This is a genomic window from Corallococcus sp. bb12-1 (assembly GCF_026626765.1).
GTDB lineage: Bacteria > Myxococcota > Myxococcia > Myxococcales > Myxococcaceae > Corallococcus > Corallococcus terminator.
On record NZ_JAPNJZ010000026.1, the window covers coordinates 1 to 19,544 of the forward strand.

At 68.8% G+C, this 19,544-nt stretch carries 15 protein-coding genes, 1 other RNA gene and 1 pseudogene; 12 read left to right on the forward strand and 5 right to left on the reverse strand.

All coding sequences use genetic code 11. The features are described 5' to 3' along the window. A pseudogene (locus tag OV208_RS30935) lies at window positions 1-613 on the forward strand (glycosyl transferase family 1); the annotation flags it as partial. A 99-nt stretch (window positions 614-712) separates the two neighbouring features. After that, entirely contained in the window at window positions 713-5,296 is a 4,584-nt protein-coding gene (locus OV208_RS30940) for a response regulator (protein WP_267577542.1), read from the forward strand. A 104-nt stretch (window positions 5,297-5,400) separates the two neighbouring features. Here OV208_RS30940 and OV208_RS30945 read toward each other — a convergent pair whose 3' ends face one another. Then, entirely contained in the window at window positions 5,401-5,625 is a 225-nt protein-coding gene (locus tag OV208_RS30945) for a hypothetical protein (RefSeq protein ID WP_120531871.1), read from the reverse strand. A 192-nt stretch (window positions 5,626-5,817) separates the two neighbouring features. Here OV208_RS30945 and OV208_RS30950 point away from each other — a divergent pair, with 192 nt between their 5' ends. The 6 genes from OV208_RS30950 to OV208_RS30975 all read left to right on the forward strand — a co-directional run bounded on the left by OV208_RS30950 (window position 5,818) and on the right by OV208_RS30975 (window position 12,715). Then, a complete protein-coding gene (locus OV208_RS30950; RefSeq protein ID WP_267577543.1) occupies window positions 5,818-6,759 on the forward strand; it encodes an AAA family ATPase in 942 nt (313 codons plus the stop codon). 130 nt (window positions 6,760-6,889) lie between these two features. After that, window positions 6,890-7,837, forward strand: coding sequence for a branched-chain amino acid transaminase (locus tag OV208_RS30955; RefSeq protein WP_267577544.1), 948 nt, complete (start codon window positions 6,890-6,892; stop codon window positions 7,835-7,837). 59 nt (window positions 7,838-7,896) lie between these two features. Next, window positions 7,897-9,234, forward strand: a complete 1,338-nt coding sequence (locus OV208_RS30960; RefSeq protein ID WP_267577545.1) for an AAA family ATPase — start codon at window positions 7,897-7,899, stop codon at window positions 9,232-9,234. A gap of 121 nt (window positions 9,235-9,355) precedes the next feature. Next, window positions 9,356-10,195: a Fic family protein gene (locus OV208_RS30965; RefSeq protein ID WP_120539880.1), complete on the forward strand. Its 840-nt coding sequence runs from the start codon at window positions 9,356-9,358 to the stop codon at window positions 10,193-10,195. A 241-nt stretch (window positions 10,196-10,436) separates the two neighbouring features. Beyond that, complete coding sequence (locus OV208_RS30970) at window positions 10,437-11,558, forward strand: DHH family phosphoesterase (RefSeq protein WP_267577546.1); 1,122 nt, start codon at window positions 10,437-10,439, stop codon at window positions 11,556-11,558. Then, window positions 11,555-12,715: a cysteine desulfurase family protein gene (locus OV208_RS30975; protein WP_267577547.1), complete on the forward strand. Its 1,161-nt coding sequence runs from the start codon at window positions 11,555-11,557 to the stop codon at window positions 12,713-12,715. Before OV208_RS30970 ends, OV208_RS30975 begins: the two co-directional genes overlap by 4 nt. Window positions 12,716-12,742: 27 nt before the next feature. On the opposite strand, the gene OV208_RS30980 is transcribed toward OV208_RS30975, so the two are convergent. From OV208_RS30980 to OV208_RS30990, 3 genes are all read right to left on the reverse strand, one after another. Further along, complete coding sequence (locus tag OV208_RS30980) at window positions 12,743-12,922, reverse strand: hypothetical protein (RefSeq protein ID WP_267577548.1); 180 nt, start codon at window positions 12,920-12,922, stop codon at window positions 12,743-12,745. A 110-nt stretch (window positions 12,923-13,032) separates the two neighbouring features. Continuing rightward, a complete protein-coding gene (locus OV208_RS30985) occupies window positions 13,033-13,944 on the reverse strand; it encodes a serine/threonine-protein kinase (RefSeq protein ID WP_420715062.1) in 912 nt (303 codons plus the stop codon). A 77-nt stretch (window positions 13,945-14,021) separates the two neighbouring features. Then, window positions 14,022-14,885 (reverse strand): hypothetical protein, encoded by an 864-nt coding sequence (locus tag OV208_RS30990; RefSeq protein WP_267577550.1) that lies wholly within the window; start codon window positions 14,883-14,885, stop codon window positions 14,022-14,024. A 274-nt stretch (window positions 14,886-15,159) separates the two neighbouring features. On the opposite strand from OV208_RS30990, the gene ssrS reads away from it, so the two are divergent. From ssrS to tyrS, 3 genes are all read left to right on the forward strand, one after another. After that, window positions 15,160-15,350, forward strand: a non-coding RNA gene (ssrS, locus tag OV208_RS30995) — 6S RNA. 20 nt (window positions 15,351-15,370) lie between these two features. Continuing rightward, window positions 15,371-16,003, forward strand: a complete 633-nt coding sequence (locus tag OV208_RS31000) for a 5-formyltetrahydrofolate cyclo-ligase (RefSeq protein WP_120539874.1) — start codon at window positions 15,371-15,373, stop codon at window positions 16,001-16,003. Between the two features lie 93 nt (window positions 16,004-16,096). After that, window positions 16,097-17,359: a tyrosine--tRNA ligase gene (tyrS, locus tag OV208_RS31005; protein ID WP_267577551.1), complete on the forward strand. Its 1,263-nt coding sequence runs from the start codon at window positions 16,097-16,099 to the stop codon at window positions 17,357-17,359. A 50-nt stretch (window positions 17,360-17,409) separates the two neighbouring features. Here the strand turns inward: tyrS and OV208_RS31010 are convergent, their stop codons facing one another. Further along, on the reverse strand, window positions 17,410-18,204 hold the full coding sequence (locus OV208_RS31010; protein ID WP_267577552.1) for an SDR family NAD(P)-dependent oxidoreductase: 795 nt from the start codon (window positions 18,202-18,204) through the stop codon (window positions 17,410-17,412). Between the two features lie 116 nt (window positions 18,205-18,320). Between OV208_RS31010 and OV208_RS31015 the strand changes: the two genes are divergently transcribed. Further along, window positions 18,321-19,535, forward strand: a complete 1,215-nt coding sequence (locus tag OV208_RS31015; protein ID WP_267577553.1) for an EndoU domain-containing protein — start codon at window positions 18,321-18,323, stop codon at window positions 19,533-19,535. The last annotated feature ends 9 nt before the right edge of the window (window positions 19,536-19,544 follow it).

Genomic DNA, 19,544 nt, shown 5'->3' on the forward strand with positions numbered 1-19,544 from the left:
ATCCGACAAGCCGCCCATCCGGGGTGGAGGCATCGCCGCCGACGCGGACAAGCCGCCCATCCGGGGTGGAGGCATCGCGCCCGACGCGGACCGCCCTCCGCAGTTGCCGCCCCGGGCCGTCTCACCGCCGCCCGTTCCCCGGCAGGGGCCGCCGCCCCGGCTGATGCCGTCCTCCCCGGAGGGACAGGCCCGCTCGGGGCCGCCCGTGCTGAAGCCCTCCTCGCCCGCCTCCGCGGACGACGAACCGGAGGAGATCGCCGCCGACGAGGCCGAGTCCCTGGACGACGACGGCAGCCACACCCCGTCCAACGCCAGCGCGGCGCTGGACGAGCCGGAGGAGATCAGCAGTGACGAGGTCCACGACGCGGACTCGCTCGCGCTGGAGGCCGCGGACGCGGAGGATGCCGCGGCGGCCGTGACGGAGGAGCCTCCGCCCGCGCCCCCGGGTTCGACCCTCAACCCGTGGTTCGCCCAGTTGGCGCACGGGTACTGTCCCCCCGAAGGGGCCCAGTTCGCCCGGCACACCCCTCCCACCAACTTCCCGGGGAGGGATCCGGAGGCCGGCGCGACCCCACCTGTCGGCCAGGGAGCGGTTCGCAACAAGATCACGTGAGGCAAGCGACCGAGCGCCGCTCGGAAACTTCCCAAGCCTTGCGCCCGCCGAATAGGATGTGGCGGTTTTCACTGCACTTTTTGCTGGGTGAAGGGCTTCATGGAGCGTCGCGTCCTCATCGTCGAAAGCCAGAACGACTTCGCACTCAGCATGGCCTCCGTGCTCAAGAGCGCGGGCTACAACACGGCCATGGCCACCACTGCGTCAGATGCGCAGCGGGAGCTGGAGAAACGCCGACCCGACCTGGTCGTCGTGCGCGCGGAGCTGCCGGACCAGTCCGGCTTCGCCCTCTGTGGTCAGATCAAGAAGGGCAAGTGGGGCCAGAACCTCAAGGTCCTCCTGCTGTCCTCCGACTCGGGCGTGGAGGGGCTGAACAAGCACCGTGAGACGCCCGCCGCCGCGGACGGCTACCTCGTCATCCCCTTCGAGATGGGGGAGCTCGCCTCGATGAGCGCGGGCATCGTCCCGCCCGGCACCGACGACACGGACGCGGACCTGGACGCCGCCCTCTCCGGCGCCCCTCGGGAAGCCCCGCCGCCCATGCCCGGCGTGCGCACCGGAGCCCCGCCCAAGCTGCCCAAGCGCGAGCGCCGCAGCGCCATGACGGACGAGGACAAGTCCTTCATGGACCGCGCCTTCTCCTCCATCGCGGACCGCAAGGCGGAGCTCCTGGCGGAGTCGCGCCAGTTGAAGCGCCCGCCCCCGCGCCGCGAATTGATGGGCACGCCCGAGGGGAAGATCCAAATCCTCCGGGACGAGCTGAAGACACGCGAAGCGCAGCTCGCGCGCCTGTCCGAAATCTGGAGCGTCCGCGAGCGGGAGCTGCTGTCCGTCGAGGACCGGCTCCATGAGAAGGACGTGGAGCTGCAGGGCCTGAAGATGCAGGTGGATGACCTGCTGCGGCGCTTCAATGACGCCCAGCAGTCCATCGTCCAGAAGGAGCGCGAGCACGGCGCCACCGTCGACGACCTGCTCCTGCAGAAGTTCTCCTCGGAGAAGGACCTCATCGAGGTCGTCGCCTCCAAGGAAAAGGACATCAACGTCCTGCGCAAGGAGGTCAACCTCCGCGACGAGGAGCTGTCCCGCCGTGGCGCCGACCTGGAAGGCTGGCGCAACGAGTTCGACAAGCTGGAGAAGCACCTCGGCGTCGTCACGCTGGAGTTCGAGGTCAAGGAGCAGAAGCTCCAAGACACGGTCCGCGCCAACGAGGCGGACATCCTCCAGCTTCGCGATCGCGGCGACCAGTTCGAGTCCGAGCTGGGCCGCACCGTCAGCGAGCGCGACCAGCGCTACGCCGAGCTGGACGGAGAGATTCAAGCCCTCCAGGAGCGGCTGACCCAGACCGAGCAGGAGCGCGACGCCACCGTGCGCGGCCTGGAGGCCCGGTCCACCACGGCGGAAGAGCACGCCAACCGCTCCGACGCGGAGATCGAACGCCTCAACGCCGAGCGTGCCGCGCTGGAGCAGCGCCTCACGCAGCAGGTGGCGGACCTGGAGTCGGACATCGCGCGCGTCACCGGCGAGCGCGACCAGCTCAAGCTGGACAAGGACGAGCAGGAAGCGGACCTCACCCAGCGCGTGGAGGAGCGCGACGCGAAGCTCGCCTCGCTCGACCGCGAGCTGCAGGAGGCCATCGCCCGCAACGAGAACAACGAGGCGGAGCTCAACGCGACCATCCAGCAGCACCGCGAGCGCATCGGTGAGCTGGAAGGCGAAGTCGAAGCCGTCAAGACGCACCTGGAGGACCGCGAGTCGGAGCTGAACGCCGAACTCCAGGCACTCCAGCAGGCCAAGGACACGCTGGAGCAGGACCTCACCAGCCAGTTGGAGAACCTGCGCTCGGAGAAGGACGCCCTGGAGGCGGACCTCAAGGGCCAGATCCAAGCGCTCAGCGAGCAGCTGGACTCCGCGCAGCAGCAGGGCGAACAGCTCTCCGCGCGCGTGGCGTCGCTGGAAGACACCGTCGCCCAGCGCGACAGCAGCATCGAGGGCCTGCAGTCGGACGTGGCCGAGCGTGACTCGCGCATCTCCGAGCTGACCGGGAACCTGGAGGCGACGAGCCAGCAGCTCACGGAGACGCAGGGCACGCTCTCCAGCACCGAAGCCACCCTCGCGGAGACGCGCGGCGAGCTGGAGGCCACCAGCCAGCAGCTCTCCGAAACGCAGACGACGCTCTCCACCACGGAGGGCACGCTCGCGGAGACGCGCGGCGAGCTGGAGGCCACCAGCCAGCAGCTCTCCGAGACCCAGACGCGCCTGACGCAGACCGAGGAGACTCTCTCCTCCACGCGCGGCGAACTGGAGGCGACCAGCCAGACGCTGGCGACCACCGAGGACACCCTCGCGCGGACCCAGGACACGCTGGCGCGCACGGAAGCCACCCTCGCGGACACGCAGGGCACGCTCTCCAGCACCGAAGGCACGCTCGCGGAGACGCGCGGTGAGCTGGAGGCCACCAGCCAGACCCTGTCCGACACCCAGTCTCGGCTCGCGCAGACGGAGGAGACGCTCTCCACCACGCGCGGCGAGCTGGAGGCGACGAGCCAGACCCTGTCCGACACGCAGGGCACGCTGGCCAGCACCGAAGGCACGCTGGCGGAGACGCGCGGCGAGCTGGAAGCCACCAGCCAGACCCTGTCCGACACGCAGACGCGGCTCGCGCGGACGGAGGAGACGCTCGCCTCCACCCAGGGCGAACTGGAGGCGACCAGCCAGACGCTGTCGACCACCGAGGCGACCCTCGCGCAGACGCAAGACACGCTGGCGCGCACGGAGGCCACCCTCGCGGACACGCAGGGCACGCTCTCCAGCACCGAAGGCACGCTCGCGGAGACGCGCGGTGAGCTGGAGGCGACGAGCCAGACGCTCACGCAGACCCAGGACACGCTGGAGTCGACGCGCGCGGAGCTGACCAAGACGACCACGCACCGCGACGAGCTGGACGCGGAGCTGAACGAGACGCGCGACATCCTCCAGGAGACCAACGGTCTCCTCGCCCGCACCACGCAGGAGCGCGACACGCGCATCGCGGAGCTGCAGGCGCTCGGCGAGGCGAAGGATTCGCTGGAGCAGGACCTCACCGGCCAGATTGGCCAGCTGCGCGCGGACCTGTCCGAGACGCAGGGCCAGTACGAGGCCGAGCGCGGTGCACACGCGACGCTCGCGCAGGAGACCACCGCGCAGATCGCCGCCCTCACCGGCGAGCGCGACGGGCTGACGCAGGAGCTGAACACCACGTCGCAGCAGTTGGCTGACACGCAGGGCCAGCTCACCGACACCCGGGACGTCCTCGCCCGCGAGGAGCAGACCCACGCGCAGACGCGCCAGCAGGCCGCCGCCACCCAGGCGGAGCTGGAGCGCCAGCTCGCGGACTCGCAGGCCAACGGCGAGGAGCTGGCCGAACAGCTCATCGTCACCAAGCACGAGCTGGGCACGCGCGTCGCGGAAGTCACGCAGCTGTCCTCCAAGCTCGCGCAGACCGAGGACGCGCGGCACGACCTGGATGACCGCCTCCAGACGCTCACGCACGAGTCCCAGCGTCGCGAGGAGCTGCTCCAGAACGAGGTCGACACCAAGGGCAAGGAGCTGTCGGACACGCTGCGCAAGCTCACCCACGTGACGCAGGAGAAGATGCGTCAGGCGGAGGTGCTCAACCGCGAGGTCGCCACCCGCACCGACCAGGTGAAGGCGCTCGAAGGCCAGCTGCAGACCCAGGCCGCGGACGCGAAGAAGCAGGCGGACGCGCTGGGCCAGCAGCTCAACGCCGTGTCCAGCGACCTGGACGGGGCGCGCAAGGCCATCGCCGAGCGCGACTCCCAGCTCCAGCAGGCCGGGCAGTCCCAGCAGAAGCTCGCCAGCGAGCGCGACGGACTCGCCGGACAGCTCCAGCAGGCCCAGGCGCAGGCTCAAGCCCAGGCGCAGCAGGCCCAGGCCACCGCCGCCGCCGCGAAGAAGCAGGCCGATGACCTGGCCGCGAAGCTCGCGAAGGCGGAGCAGTCCATCGCGCAGCTTGGCCAGGACGCCCAGAAGGTCGCGGCCGACACGGACGCGAAGCTCAAGGACGCCCAGGCCCAGCTCCAGGCCCGCACCAAGAAGGCCCAGGACCTGGAACTCGCCCTGGAGAACGCCACGAGCGCCCGGAGCCGCGCGGAGAAGGAGCTCACCGCCCGCGTCACCGCCGCCGAAACCAAGGCCAACGAGTCCGCCGCCCGTCTCGCCACCGCGCAGAAGGAGCGCAAGGACCTGGAAGCGCGCCAGCTCAAGGAGCTGGACGACCTCAACGCCAAGCAGAAGGCGGAGCTGGAGCGTCGCGAGGCCATCAAGGCCCAGGAAGTCGCCCGCCTCCAGACATCCGTGCAGGAGAAGAGCAAGGCGCTCAAGGTCGCGGAGCTGGAACTGGCTCGCTACAAGAGCAAGTCCCCTGCCCCGGCCGCCGCCGCCGCGAAGGCCGCGCCTCCGGTGGACGAACACCTGGCCGTGACGGCCCAGGCCAACCCCGTCATCCCGGCCGCCGCCAAGCCCCCGGCGAAGGCCGCCGCCAAGCCCGCCGCGAAGAAGGCCGCCCCCGCGCCGGTGCAGGCCGAGGACGAGGACGCCCCGGAGCGCACCATGGTGATGCAGCTTCCCACCGCCCCCGAGGGCGAGGACGACTGGACGGCGCTCGTCGACGAGCTCGACAAGTAGCCTCTCCAATCCCCTGGAAATGACGAGGGCCCGCGCACTCTTTTGGAGTGCCGGGCCCTTCGTGCGTCATCTCAGGTCAGCGATTCAGGTCCGCGCCTGACGGCTCAAAGGGCCGTGACGGCCTTCGCCTCGCGCAGCAAGTCCCGGAAGTGCAGTGAGCCCACCACGTCCCGCACCGACACCGGCCGTCCTTCGTCCCGGGCCTGCGCCTGGGCCATGCGCCAACGCTCCACCAGCGTCCGCGTCGCGATGTACGCCATCACCAAGGGGATGCCACCCGGCATCACCACCACCACCACCGCCATCGCCAGTTTCAACCACGCCCACATGACCCGCGACCTCGTTCGTGTCCTGAGATACGCCACAGAGATGCACGGTGCGTGCCCACGGTGCGAAAATAGTTACGCACCCTGATTCCGGGGGGTTGCAGCCCCCAAGGCCCTCAAGAGTGCGGACGGCGTCCCCACAACCCTGGCATTTTTGCCGCAGTCGTCCGGGGACCGTCGGTTAAGTTGACGGGTGTGAGCTCCCCCGAACTGACCGCGGCGATTCCGTCCTTCACCAGCGTGGAGGACGCGGCGCGTCGCCTGGAAGCGGTGGGCTACCTGTCGTCCCCCGAAATCGCCACGGCGGTGTTCCTGGCGGACCGGATGAACAAGCCCATCCTGGTGGAGGGCCCGGCGGGGGTGGGCAAGACGGAGCTGGCGCGCGCCCTGGCCCTGGCGCTGGACCGGGGGTTCATCCGCCTCCAGTGCTACGAGGGCCTGGACGAAGCCAAGGCCCTCTACGAGTGGGAGTACGCCAAGCAGCTGCTCTACACCCAGCTGCTCAAGGACAAGATTGGAGAGATGACGCAGGGCACGAAGACGCTCGCGGAAGCCGCGGACCGGCTCGCTTCCGGTGACGCGGTGTTCTTCTCCGAGCGCTTCCTCCTGCCCCGCCCCATCCTCCAGGCCCAGCTTTCGGAGAAGCCGTCGCTGCTGCTGGTGGACGAAATCGACAAAGCGGATCCGGAGTTCGAGGCCTTCCTGCTGGAAGTGCTCTCTGACAACGCCGTCACGGTGCCGGAGCTGGGCACCATCAAGGCGAAGCACATCCCGCGCGTCATCCTCACCAGCAACAACGCCCGCGAATTGTCGGACGCGCTCAAGCGCCGCTGCCTGCACCTGCACATCGACTTCCCGGACCGGGAGCGCGAGCTGCGCATCGTCCGCTCGCGCCTGCCGGAGGTCCCCCAGGTGCTGGCCGAGCAGGTGGTGGAAGCCGTGGCCGCCATCCGGGCGTTGGACCTGAAGAAGGCCCCGTCCATCAGCGAGACGCTGGACTGGGCGCAGAGCCTGGTGCTGCTCAACGCTGAATCGCTCACCGCGGACGTCGTCGCGGCCACGCTCAACCTCGTCCTCAAATACGAGGGTGACATCGAGAAGGCCCGCGCCAACCTTCCGCAGATCGCCCAGGCCTGACGCAGGGCGACTTGGGCGGACAGACGAGCTCCTGGCGTTTCGCGCTTTGCCTCCCCGGTGGGCCTGGATAGAAAGCTTTGAGCCTCACAGTCTCAAGCTGTCCCACCCTAGCCCGACGAGGAACTTCCCGATGAGCTCGACCTCATCCTCCGTACTGCGCGCCGAACACATCTGGCTCGATGGGAAGCTGGTGAAATGGGACGAGGGCAACGTGCATGTCATGACGCACGCCCTCCACTATGGCCTGGGCGTCTTCGAAGGCATCCGCGCCTACAAGACCCATGACGGCCGGCTCGCCGTCTTCCGGCTGCGCGAGCACATCCAGCGCCTGCTCGACTCCGCGCACATCATCATGCTGAACATCCCCTTCACCGAGGATCAGCTGGTGGAGGCGACGCTGGACCTCTTGCGCAAACAGAAGGACCAGTTCGCCAACGGCGCCTATCTGCGCCCGGTGGCCTTCATGGGGGACGGCGCCATGGGCCTGGGCGCGGTGAACCCCACCCGCGTGGCCGTCACGGCTTGGGACTGGGGCTCGTACCTGGGTGACAAGGGCATGCGCGAGGGCATCCGCGCCAAGGTCAGCTCCTTCACACGCATGCACGTGAACGTGAACATGGTGCGCGGGAAGATCACCGGCCAGTACGTCAACTCCATCATGGCCAAGCGCGAGGCGGTGCTCGCCGGCTACGACGAGGCCATCCTCCTGGACATCAGCGGCTTCGTCGCGGAGGCGTCCGGCGAGAACATCTTCATGGTGAACAAGAAGGGCGTCATCAAGACCCCTCCCCTCTCCTCCCCCATCCTCGACGGCATCACCCGCGACACCGTGCTGAAGCTCCTGCGCGACAGCGGCCGCGTGGTGGACGAGGTGACCTTCACCCGCGACGCCCTCTACATCTGCAATGAGATCTTCTTCACCGGCACCGCCGCGGAGATCACCCCCGTGCGCGAGGTGGACAACCGCCAGGTGGGCGAGGGCAAGCCCGGCCCCATCGGCACCTTCGTGCAGGACGCCTACTTCAAGGTCGTCCGGGGCCAGGACGACCGCTATGCGGACTGGCTGACCTACGTTTGAGAACAGTCCGCTGACGTGACATCCCGGCGGGCAGGGGAATCGGGTAGAACCCCTACCCGATGCCTCCCGCCGGGTACGCGTACGAAGACAATCCGTTCAAGCTCGAGAACCCGTCCGTCCTCGACATCGCTCCCTCGGAGCCGAAGTCGATGGAGGACACCGGACTGAAGATCGGCCTGCTCGCCGACCTGGGTCTGAAGTTCCTCTATTACGCCGGCACCGGCACGGGCATGGGCATCGCGGAGAGCATGTGCCTGCCCTGGTCGGGCGTCGTCGAGCACGTGGTGGACTTCCTCGCGCAGGAGAAGCTGGTGGACCTGCGGGGCGGCAAGGGCTTTGGCCGCGCCTCCGTGGAGTTCGCCCTCACGGAGAAGGGCCGCGAGTACGCCCGCGACGCCCTCACCCGCTCCACCTACGTGGGCCCCGCCCCCGTCCCCATCGAGCAGTACAACGCCCTCATCACCAGCCAGACCGAGGAGACGCCCGTCGTCAGCCAGGAGGACCTGGTGATGGCCCTGGGCCACCTCACCGTCTCCGCGGAGCTGATGGACAAGCTGGGCCCGGCGGTGAACTCCGGCCGCTCGCTCTTTCTCTACGGCCCGCCCGGCAACGGCAAGACGAGCCTCGCGGAGGCCATCTCCCACATGTTCGGTGGCGAGGTGTACGTCCCCCACTGCCTCGAAATCGACAACCAGATCATCAAGGTCTACGACCGGATCATCCACACCCCCGTGTCGCTCGAAGTCGGCTCGGCCACGGGCGGGCGCCGGCAGACCTTCGAAATGGACAAGCGGTGGCTGCTCTGCCGCCGCCCCGCCGTCGTCGTCGGCGGCGAGTTGACGCTGGAGACTCTGGACCTCATCTACTCGGAGAGCACCCGCTTCTACGAGGCGCCGTTCCAGGTGAAGGCCAACGGCGGCATGCTCCTCATCGACGACTTCGGCCGGCAGAAGGTCCACCCCACGGACCTGCTCAACCGGTGGATCGTCCCCCTGGAGAAGCGGGTGGACTTCCTCACCCTCCACACGGGCAAGAAGTTCGAAATCCCGTTTGATCAGCTTCTCGTGTTTTCCACCAATCTGGACCCCAAGGAGCTGGTGGATGAGGCGTTCCTGCGCCGCATCAAGTACAAGATTGAAGTAGGCAATCCGGATGAAGAGTCCTACCGGGAGATCTTCCGCCGGGTGTGCGAGGCGGCGGGCATTCCCTACGTGGACCAGGCCATTACCTACCTCGTGGAGCACTACTACAAGCCGCGCAGCATGGAGATGCGCTCGTGCCACCCCCGGGACCTGGTGTCGCTCATCCGGGACGCGGCGAGGTACCGGCAGATTCCGCCGGCCCTCTCCAAGGATTTGTTGGACCAGGCGTGCGAAGTGTTCCTGGTGAATCTCTAGTCGGGTTTTAATTGTTCCAACCGCGCGGAATTTCTAGAATCCGCGTGCCGTTGTACCGCCCGGCGCAGCCTCTGAGAAAACAGCGCCCGGGGCGGGCCGGGGCGAGAAGGAGCCGCAGTCCGTGAAGGAACGCTATCAAGACATCGACGAGAAGAACGAGCAGCTGCGCGAGTACCTCGACATCTACAAGGACAAGCAGCCAGCGCGCGAGTTCCTCGACCGGTTCGAGATGTCGTGGATCTACCACGACGCCGCGCTCGAAGGCGTCGTCTACACGCACCAGGAGTTGATGGCCGCGCTCTTCCCGGCACGCACCGCCGCGGAAGCGTCCATGATTCCGGTCGTCCTGGAGATCCGCAACCACAAGGCGGTGGCGGACTACATCCGCGAGGAGGCGCAGGGCGCGAAGAAGCAGTCCGCGCTGACGCTCACCACCATCAAGCGGATGCACGACCTCTTCCTGGGCAACACGCCGGAAGCCCTGGCCGAGCGCGCGCGCATGGAGCGGCGCGAGCGCACGGAGAAGGAGCTGGCCAAGGAGCGCGACCGCGCGGGGCTGCGCAAGGACATGCCCCTGCACCGCACCTACTTCCACGACATCACCCAGCCGGCGAAGATCCAGGCCCGGCTGGAGAAGCTCGTGGACCACACCGCCAGCGCGGAGTTCCGCGAGTTCCACCCCATCAAGCAGGCGGCGGTGGTGCAGCATGAGTTCCTGCAGATCTTCCCCTTCACCGAGCACAGCGGGAAGGTGGGGCGCATGTGCAGCAACCTCATCCTGCTGCGCAACGGCTACATGCCCGCGGTCATCCACTCCATCGACCGGCAGCGCTACTACGAGTCCTTCCGGGGACCGGTGGCCATCTTCCGCACGGTGTTGATGGACGCGATGGAGAACTCGCTCGACAACGGCGTGAAGTACTTCCGCGACCTGGGCCGCAAGTACAAGACCGTCGAATAGGCGTCACCCGGGGTGACGGGCCGCGGGGACGCTGCGTCCTCGCGGTCCCCTGTCCCTCGGGTCCAGCCTCCCGGGCAACCCACCAGGGAAGCGGACGGCCTGACGGCTTTCTGCTTCGCCATGAAGGACGGGTGGGTCGTCGACACCATTGGGGTGCTGGACCCACCTTTTCCAGAACGTCAGGGGGAGAACATCCGACTTCTCGAATCCCCGTGGCGGAGGAAGTAAAAGAAGAGCCTCCATGCCTGTGACCCCTTCACTCCAAAGCCGCCGCTCCCAGCTTCCTGCCGGTAGCGAGCTTACGGAGCCTCCGCCAGCACGTCTGGCGCACCTGCCCGCCGTCGACAAGCTGGGCCGCCTGCTGCGCGTGGCCAAGGGACACCGGCGGGCGCTCATCCTGACGCACGACAACCCGGATCCCGACGCCATCGCCGCCGCCGTGTCGCTCGCGCATCTGTTGGAGCGCAAGGCCGGGATGGAAGCCCACGTGGGCTACGGCGGCATCATCGGCCGGGCGGAGAACATCGCCTTCGTGCGGGTGCTGCGCCTGCCCGTGTCGCACGTGTCGCAGATCGACTTCGGTGAGTACGATCTGTTCGGCCTGGTGGACACGCAGCCGCCGGTGCGCAACCACTCGCTGCCCCCGAAGATTCGCGCGGACATCGTGGTGGACCACCACCCGCTGCGCGAGGAGAGCCTCCAGTCGCCCTTCGCGGACGTGGGCGGCGACTTCGGTGCCACGTCCACCATGTTGGTGGAGTACCTGCGGGCCGCGCGGCTGGAGCCCTCCGTGGAGGTCGCCACCGCGCTCTTCTACGGCATCAAGGCGGACACGCGGGACCTGGGCCGGGAGACGACCCAGACGGACGTGGACAGCTACCTGTGGCTGTTCCCCCGCTGTGACAAGTCGATGCTGGGGCAGATCGAGCACCCGGAGGTGCCGGCCCGCTACTTCCAGCTCTTCCACACGTCCATCGAGAAGGCGAAGGTCTACGGCACCGCCATCATCACCGACCTGGAGGAGGTCTACTCCCCGGACATGGTGGCGGAGGTCGCCGAGCGGATGATGTTCCTCGAAGGGATGAAGTGGTCCCTGGCCTACGGGACGTTCCGCAACCAGCTCTTCCTGAGCCTGCGCGTGAAGGACCGCCGCATGAACGCGGGCCGCCTCATCCGCGAGACGTGCGAGGACCTGGGCGGCTCGTCCGGCGGCCACGGCAGCATGGCGGGCGCGCGGCTTCCGCTCTCCGGCAGCGCCAACAAGCGCAAGACGCTCAAGCGGGAGCTGGTGGCCAGGTTCCTGGAAGCCTTCGGCGTCGCCCAGGAGCGGCCGGTGTCGCTCTTGTCCGCGCAGGACACGTGATCTACTGGGACCACAACGCCGCCGCGCCGGTGCGCGCGGAGGTGGGCGCCCTGCTCGCGCGAGCCTTCACCGGGGGCGGCTTCGGCAACGCCTCCAGCGTGCACGGTGGTGGGCGCGAAGCGCGCGGTCGGCTGGACGCGGCGCGGGCGAAGGTTGCGCGCGTCCTGGGCTGCGAGCCGAAGGAGATCTGCTTCACCGCGTCGGGCAGCGAGGCGGATGCGCTCGCGCTCCTGGGCGCGTACGGAGCACGGCCGGTGAAGGAGCGCCGCCGGGTGGTGGGCTCGACGGTGGAGCACCCCGCCCTGCTGGGCGCGCTCACGCAGTTGGAGCGCGAGGGCGCGCAGGTTGTGCGGCTGGCCCCCGGCCCTGACGGCCGTGTTCCGCTGGAGTCCCTGCTGGAGGCGCTCACCCCGGACACCGCGCTGTGCTCGCTGATGTGGGCCAACAACGAGACGGGCGTGCTGCAACCGGTGGCGGAGGCCGCGCGAGCGTGCCGTCAGCGCGGCATCCTCTTCCACACCGACGCCGTGCAGGCCGCGGGCAAGGTGCCGCTCACGTTGCGTGAGGTGGACGCGGATCTGCTCTCCCTGTCGGCGCACAAGTTCGGCGGACCGCAGGGCGCGGGCGTGCTGGTGGTCCGCAAGGGCGTGGACGTGCGCGCATTGACGCCCGGGCACCAGGAGGGTGGCCGCCGGGGAGGCACGCAGAACGTCCCCTACGCGGAGGCCCTGGCCCTGGCCCTGGAGCTGGCCGCGAACGACCAGGCCGCCGTCGCTGAGCGGGTCGGCGCCCTGCGCGACGGGTTCGAGCGGCAGGTGCTCACGCGGCTGTCCGGCGTGACGGTGAACGGAGCCGGCGCGCCGCGCGTGCCCAACACCAGCAACCTGCGCTTCGACGGCGTCGAAGGCGAAGCGCTCCTGATGGCGTTGGATCTGGAAGGCATCCACGTGTCGTCGGGCGCGGCCTGCGCGTCCGGAACGCTGTCCCCTTCGCACGTGCTGCGCGCGATGGGCCTGTCCCCCGCGCAGGCCCGTGGCAGCCTGCGCTTCAGCCTGGGGCCCACCACCACCGACGCGGAAGTCTCACGTGTCGTGGAGGCGCTGTGCACGCACGTCCCGCGCGTGCGCGCACTGGAAGCACCCGGCTCCAGCGCCTGAAGCAGGCGCGGTGCACGCCGTCCCGCCCTACCACTTCTGGTCGGGCAGTCCCTCCTCGCGCACTTCTGGATCCGGCTGGCCGTAGCCGGGCATGCCGTCCTCCCTGGCCTCGCCGGGCTTGGGCGGAAGACGTTCGTCACCCTGCCGCGTCTCGCGAGTCGGCTTGTCGTCCTGTTCGGGCTGCTGCGGCTTTCGCTCGGTCGCCATGGATGTCCTCCGTCGGAATGTCCGGTGGGAGGAAAGGTCATCATCCGGAGGGAACGCCGCAGCGACCCTTCCCGTCCGGGGGCCCATGCGGCGGGGCCCTGCCCGCCCGGCTACTCGGCGTTGTCGTTGGAACGACCGAGCGCGGAGTCGGGAATCGTCGGCACCTGATCCGTGGTGCCGAACAGGCCGCGCACCACCGCCGCGATGGCCAGGGGCGTGCCCACGCGCTCGTCGTAGTGCGGAGACAGGGCCTTCGCGTACTCCTCCGCGGACGGGAAGCGGTCCTCGGGGTTCTCCGCGAAGGCGCGCGCGAGCACCGCGTCCAGCGCCTTGGGCACGTCCGGCCGCACCGCGCTCAGCGGCTTGTAGTCGCGCGACAGGATGCCCGCGAAGACCTCTTCGGGCGTGGTGCCGTTGAAGGGGCGCCCCAGCGTGAGCAGCTCGTAGAGCACGACGCTCGCGGCCCACAGGTCCGCTTCCGGCGTGACCGCGCCCTGCAGCGACTCCGGGGACAGGTAGTACGGCTTGCCCAGCACCTCGCCGCCCTGGAGCTTGCCGTCCACGAGCACGCGCGACACGCCGAAGTCGCCCAGCTTGATCTCCCCCACCCGGGAGATGAACAGGTTGGACGGGGACACGTCACAGTGGACGATGCCCAGCGGTTCGCCCTCGGGCCCGGTGGCGGAGTGCGCGTACGCGAGCGCCTCCAGCAGCACCTTGGCCAGGTACACCGCGAAGTCGACGGGCAGCGGAATCCCCCGCGCCTTGCACCGGCGCAGGATGTGGCCCAGGTCGCGCCCGTCCACCAGGTCCATCACCAGGAAGGACACGTCCTCCAGGATGCCCGCGTCCAACACCTTCACGATGTTGGGATGGTCCAACTGGCGCGACAGGTGCGCCTCGCGCGCGAACAGGTCCACCGACGCGGGGTCACGGGTAAGCGCGGGCAGCAGCCGCTTGAGCGCCACCGTCCAGCCCTCATGGGGCCCGGAGCGCACGCGCGCGCGGTACACCTGGGCCATGCCGCCCTTGCCCAGCAACGACAGGATTTCGTAGTTGCCGAAGACCTTGATGGGCTTCGGTACGGGAGTCGGCACGGTCACGGGCTGACGCTTCCGGCTCCTTGCGAGTCTCGACCCTGGGCCCGCTTGCGAACGCGCGCCTGCTTCACCAGCGAGTCGAAGTTCGGCCCTTCCTTCGACAACAGCAGGAGCTCCCGGTCCACCAGCGCGTTGCCTTCCGGCGCCGACCAGCCCTCGCTCACCGCGCGGCGCAGCGCTTCCTGGGCCAGCTTCGAATCCTGGGTCGCCCGCTTCACGCACGCCATCCAGAACCACGCTTCGGCCCGGGCCTGCTGGTTGCCCGCGCCACGCGCCTGCTCCAGCAACTTGAGGGCCTCCGGCTTCTGGTCGCGAAGGAAGTGCGCCACGCCCATGCCGGTGAGCGCCTGGGCGTTGTTCTTCTCCTGGGCCAGCACCAGTTGGAACTGCTGCGACGCCGTGAGCGCGTTCATCGCCGCCAGAGCCTGCTGCCCCTGCCGCAGGGCGGCGGGCACGTCCACCGCTTCCAGCCGGCGATGCGCCGCCACCTGCGCGGCCGAACCCGACGCGGAGGTGGGAGCCTGGACCTGCCGCTCGGAGGCCGCGGCCGTCACGGGCTGCGCGGAGGCGCCCTGCTCCGTCGCCCTGAGGACCAGCACGCCGTTCTTGAGGAGGCTCGACTCGCAGCCCTGCTCCACCTTCACCGGTCCGCCCAGCGCCCGCTCCTCGAAGTTGTAGAAGAGCATGACCGCGTAGGTAGCGAACTCGCTGCAGTAATCGCCCGTCTGGCAGAGCGTCACATCGCCAATGAAGACGTTGCCCTGGAAGGAACCCTTCAGGACCTGCTGGGCGGCCGGGCGCTGGCAGATGCCGCCGGCCGGCGCCGTGCCCACCAGCTCGTCACCGCTGGTGCGCAACTCCACGGGTCCGAAGGCATCTCCTTGATAGGAGCCATTGACGGCCGGGCCCGCCCACGCGAATCCGGAGGCGAGGCAGACAACCGCCGCGAGAGCCAATGTTGAGGTCGGGGGCGACATGCCAGGGGTCCGGACATCATAGAAGTCCCTGGGGCCGGTTGTAAACGCGCGAGGACGGCTTGACCGCACGCTCCTCCATCCTTATCATTTTCCCAAGAACGCCCTGGGATTTCCCAGTAATTCTGAGGACTTGTAGCGAGATTTGCGTTAGTAAAAGGTCTGTTCCCTGCGGGGTTCGTGATGCCCAGCAGAAATTCGAACCGATACGTCCATTCCGGGGTCCGTTTCGGTCGCCATGTGCAAGCCCTCCCCTTCACGGGGATGAGGGAAGCCTGCGGTGACATGATTTCGGTCCCCACCTGACTTACGAGGGTTCAATGGACGCTGGACACACGGCTCGGCGGGGGACTCTTTCTTGGGGAGCGGCGGCAGTGAGCGAGACTGCGGTGGATACGGCGGCGGCGGCGGCGGAGAACAAAGGGACGCTTCGTGAGAAGCTGACGGCCCAGCGGAAGACGATGACGGCGGATGTCATCGAATCGCGAGGCCTCAAGGTCCAGTCTCGATTCCTGGCATCGCCCTACTATCAGAAGGCACGAACGGTGGCGCTCTACGCCCCCATCCGGGGCGAGGTACCCACCCGGGACATCCTCATCGCGGCCCTGCTAGACGAGAAGATCGTCTGCTATCCGCTGTCCCACGTGCATGGGCGCATCCTGGCCTTCCGGGCCATCAAGTCGGAGAGCGAATTGGAGCCGGGACGCCTGGGCGTCCGGGAGCCCACGAACGCCTCGGAACTGATCGCGGTGGACCAGATCGACCTGTTCGTGGTGCCCGGCCTGGGCTTCGGACCGGGCGGCAAGCGGCTGGGACGCGGGGGCGGCTATTACGACGCGACCCTCAAGGCGGCCAGTCCCCGCAGCCGCCGGGTGGGACTGTCGTTCAGCGACCAGATCGTCCAGGTCCTGCCCACCACGCCGGATGACGTGGACATGGACCAGATCGTCACGGAGAACCAGACCCTGCGCGGCCTGGACCGTGACTGCGACTTCCTGGACACCTGAGCCAGGCAGCCACCGGACAGAAGGACATGACCGGGCGGGGCGGACGCGAAGTCCCGCCCTGCCTGGAGCCTTTCGGGTAGTGTCCGCGGTGCCATGAATCCGGACGCACTGCGCAAGGCGACACCCGAAGAGCAGTACGAAGAAGTCACTCGCGGCACCGTGGATCTGCAGGTGCCGGAGGACCTCAAGAAGAAGCTCCAGCGCTCGTACGACAAGGGCAAGCCGCTCGTCATCAAGGCGGGCTTCGACCCCAGCCGTCCCGACCTCCACCTGGGCCACTCGCTCCTGTTGACGCGCATGCGGCGCTTCCAGGACTTCGGGCACACGGTGGTGTTCCTCATCGGTGACTTCACGGCCCTCATCGGCGACCCCACCGGGAAGAACACGACGCGCCCGGCCCTCACCCGCGACGAGGTGAAGGTCAACTCGGAGACCTACAAGCAGCAGGTCTTCAAGGTGTTGGATCCCGACAAGACGGTGGTGAAGTTCAACTCGGAGTGGCTCGACGCGCTGGGCACCGAGGGGATGATCCGCCTGGCGTCGCGCTACTCCGTGCAGCGCATGCTGGAGCGCGACGACTTCAAGACGCGCTACCGGGAGAACCGCTCCATCTCGCTGCACGAGTTCCTCTACCCGCTGCTGCAGGGCCATGACTCCGTGGCGCTGAAGGCGGACGTGGAGCTGGGCGCGACGGATCAGCTCTTCAACCTGGGCGTGGGCCGCCAGTTGATGAAGGACGAGGGCCTGGAGCCGCAGGTCATCATGACGGGCCCCATCCTGGAGGGCCTGGACGCGAAGCTCGTCGACGGCGTCATCACCGGCGACAAGATGTCCAAGAGCCTGGACAACTACGTGGGCATCGACGAGTCGGCGGACAACATCTTCGGCAAGTTGATGAGCATCACCGACGACCTGATGTGGCGGTACTACAAGCTGCTGTCGTCGCAGCCGCTCAAGAAGGTCCTGGAGATGGAGGAGCAGACGAAGTCGGGCGCCCTCCACCCGAAGGCGGCCAAGGTCGCGTTCGCGCAGGAGATCGCCGCGCGCTTCCAGGGCGAGGAGGCCGGGCGCAAGGCGGCCGAGGACTTCGAGAAGCGCTTCGCCAAGAAGGAGCTGTCCACGGACGAACTGCCGCTCGTGGAGGTGTCGCTCGCGGGCGCGGAGAAGCTGCCGGTGACGAAGCTGCTGCCGGAGACGAAGCTCGTCGCCTCCTCCACCGAGGCGCGCAAGCTGATGGGCCAGGGCGGCGTCCGGGTGAACGGTGAGAAGGTCATCGATCCCAAGGCGGAGCTCGGGGCCGGCGAGTACACGGTGCAGGTGGGCAAGCTGAAGGTGGCGCGGGTGAAGCTGACCTGAGCCGCGAAGCCTCCGCCCCGGGGCTCACGAAGCCCCGGGACGTGACGGCTTCAGGGGGCGGGAGGCTCTTTCGGGAGCCCGCCCTCGTACAGCGCGGCGGCCCGCTGGGCCATGAAGCCGTGGGGCAGCAGCTTCATCGTCATGGCGAGGAAGCGGTTGAGGACCCCGGGCACGGCCAGCTCGCGACGGTGCACCATCGCGTCCACGGCGATGCGCGCGCAGGCCTCCGCGGACATGATGCCCACGTCGCCCGCCTTGAACTTCCGGTCCAGGCCCGACAGCGACAGCATCTCCGTGGCGATGCCGCCCGGCGCGAAGACGGTGACGGACACGCCCGTCTTGCGCAGCTCCTGGGCCATCCCCCGCCCGAAGCTGATCACGAACGCCTTCGTCGCCGCGTAGGCTGTCTGGTACGGCAGCGGCGCGAAGCCCGCCGTGCTGGCGACGAGCATCAGCGACCCCTGCCCTCCCCTCTTCACGAAGTCCGACGCGAAGAGCTGGGACATCCGCACGACGCTGGTGACGTTGGTGGCGAGCATCGTGTCGAAGGACTCGGGCGGCTGCTCCAGCACGTGGCCGAAGAAGGTGACGCCCGCGTTGAGGATGACGCCGTCCACGGCGCGTCCCTCCACGGCTGCGGCGTGCACGCGCGCGGCTTCACCGGGCTTCGTGAGGTCCGCAATGAGGGGCAGCACCTGCACGCCGCGCGCACCCTCCAGCTCCGCCTTGAGCGCAAGGAGCCGGTCCTCCCGGCGGGCGACGGCGATGATGTGGGCGCCGTGCTCCTTCGCGAGCAGACGGGCCATCTCCAGCCCCAGGCCGGACGACGCACCGGTAATGAGCACCCACCGGCCTCGAAAATTCATCGGTTTCATATCGGGGGTCTTTATTCTCCGGCGCGGCGGCGGGCGCAACCGGCGAACAGCGGGCACGAGGCGCTCCTGTTAGAGTCCGGCGCACCATGCGCCTTTCCGGGTCGCTCACCTGCTTCTTCCTGGCCCTCTCCGTGGCTCCCGCCGTCTGGGCCGGGGGCGGAGTCTTCGTCTCCGACGAACGCGTGGACGCCGTGGAGCAACCCGAGTCCTCCAAGGTCGTCTTCGCCGTGGAAGCGGGCGTGACGTATCCGCTCGTGAAGAAGGGCGGCCCTGACCGCGCGTGGTGCAAGCTGCAGGGCCCCAGGGCCGAAGGCTGGGTGCTGTGCGATGGCACCCCGACAGAGGCCATCCAGAAGGCCCCCGACACGGAAGCCCTCGTGAAGGCGGACCACGCGAACACGCGGCAGCAACTGGCGGCCCGGAGCGGTGGCTCCACCGCATCGCTGTCCGGCGCGGGGGCCTCGGGGGCTGGCGCGGGCTCACCGGCGACGGAGGCGGCGGGCGGCGGGTCCGCTTCGGATGCCTTCGCCGAAGAGGGCGGAGTCACCGTCCGAGCGCCCGCAGGACGTGCGTCGGCGGCCCCCCTGCCCCCCGCGAAGGGCGTGGCACCCGCGTGTGAAACCACCTGCGAGAACGCGCCCCTCTTCGCCAAGGCGCCCGCGCCGTCCGCGCTGGACCGCGAGGTGCTGGACCTGTGTCCCGCGCGTCCCGACGCGAGCGTGAGCGCGGGAGACGTGCAGCGCTTCTTCGCGAAGCACTACGACGACGCCCGCGTGCAGCGAGCGCTCTCCGCGGCGGGTCGCCCGGGGACGGGCTCCCGGCAGGCGAACCTCGAATGGCTCACGAGCCTGTGGGTGAGCACGGGCCCGCGCAATGCGTTCACCCATGTCTTCTGCGGAGACGACTGGGAGCGCGGCCCCATTGGCGGGCTCCACTTCCTGCCGCGCTACGCGCAGCTCGAGGCGGAAGGGAGGCTCTGCTACCAGGGCCCTGGCAAGGGCGAGGAAGCGGTGCGCGGAGAGCAGTACCTGATCCGCTTCCGGGGCAACGCACCGTGGTCCTGTGGGGTGAAGCGGCTGGGAGGCTTCTCCACGACACAGGACGCGGTCTCCATCGCCGCCATCGGGACGCGCGCCTTCGCCCACTGCTGCGCGCGCGGAGGGGCGAAGAAGGAGGGCGGCGTGTACTCGGCGCCGGACATCGGGGGTGGCAACTGGCGCATCTGGTGCGGCACGCGCAACGGCACCTACGGCATCGCCACGCTGCACCCGACGGACGACGCGGCCACCTGCGCGGAGTAGCAGCAGGGC

Coding starts and splice junctions, on each gene's coding strand:
- OV208_RS30970 (WP_267577546.1), top strand. CDS start 10,437: ATGCCTGTGACCCCTTCACTCCAAAGCCGCCGCTCCCAGCTTCCTGCC.
- tyrS (WP_267577551.1), top strand. CDS start 16,097: ATGAATCCGGACGCACTGCGCAAGGCGACACCCGAAGAGCAGTACGAA.
- OV208_RS30960 (WP_267577545.1), top strand. CDS start 7,897: ATGCCTCCCGCCGGGTACGCGTACGAAGACAATCCGTTCAAGCTCGAG.
- OV208_RS30980 (WP_267577548.1), bottom strand. CDS start 12,922: ATGGCGACCGAGCGAAAGCCGCAGCAGCCCGAACAGGACGACAAGCCG.
- OV208_RS31015 (WP_267577553.1), top strand. CDS start 18,321: ATGCGCCTTTCCGGGTCGCTCACCTGCTTCTTCCTGGCCCTCTCCGTG.
- OV208_RS30945 (WP_120531871.1), bottom strand. CDS start 5,625: ATGTGGGCGTGGTTGAAACTGGCGATGGCGGTGGTGGTGGTGGTGATG.
- OV208_RS30955 (WP_267577544.1), top strand. CDS start 6,890: ATGAGCTCGACCTCATCCTCCGTACTGCGCGCCGAACACATCTGGCTC.
- OV208_RS30985 (WP_420715062.1), bottom strand. CDS start 13,944: ATGGCCCAGGTGTACCGCGCGCGCGTGCGCTCCGGGCCCCATGAGGGC.
- OV208_RS30940 (WP_267577542.1), top strand. CDS start 713: ATGGAGCGTCGCGTCCTCATCGTCGAAAGCCAGAACGACTTCGCACTC.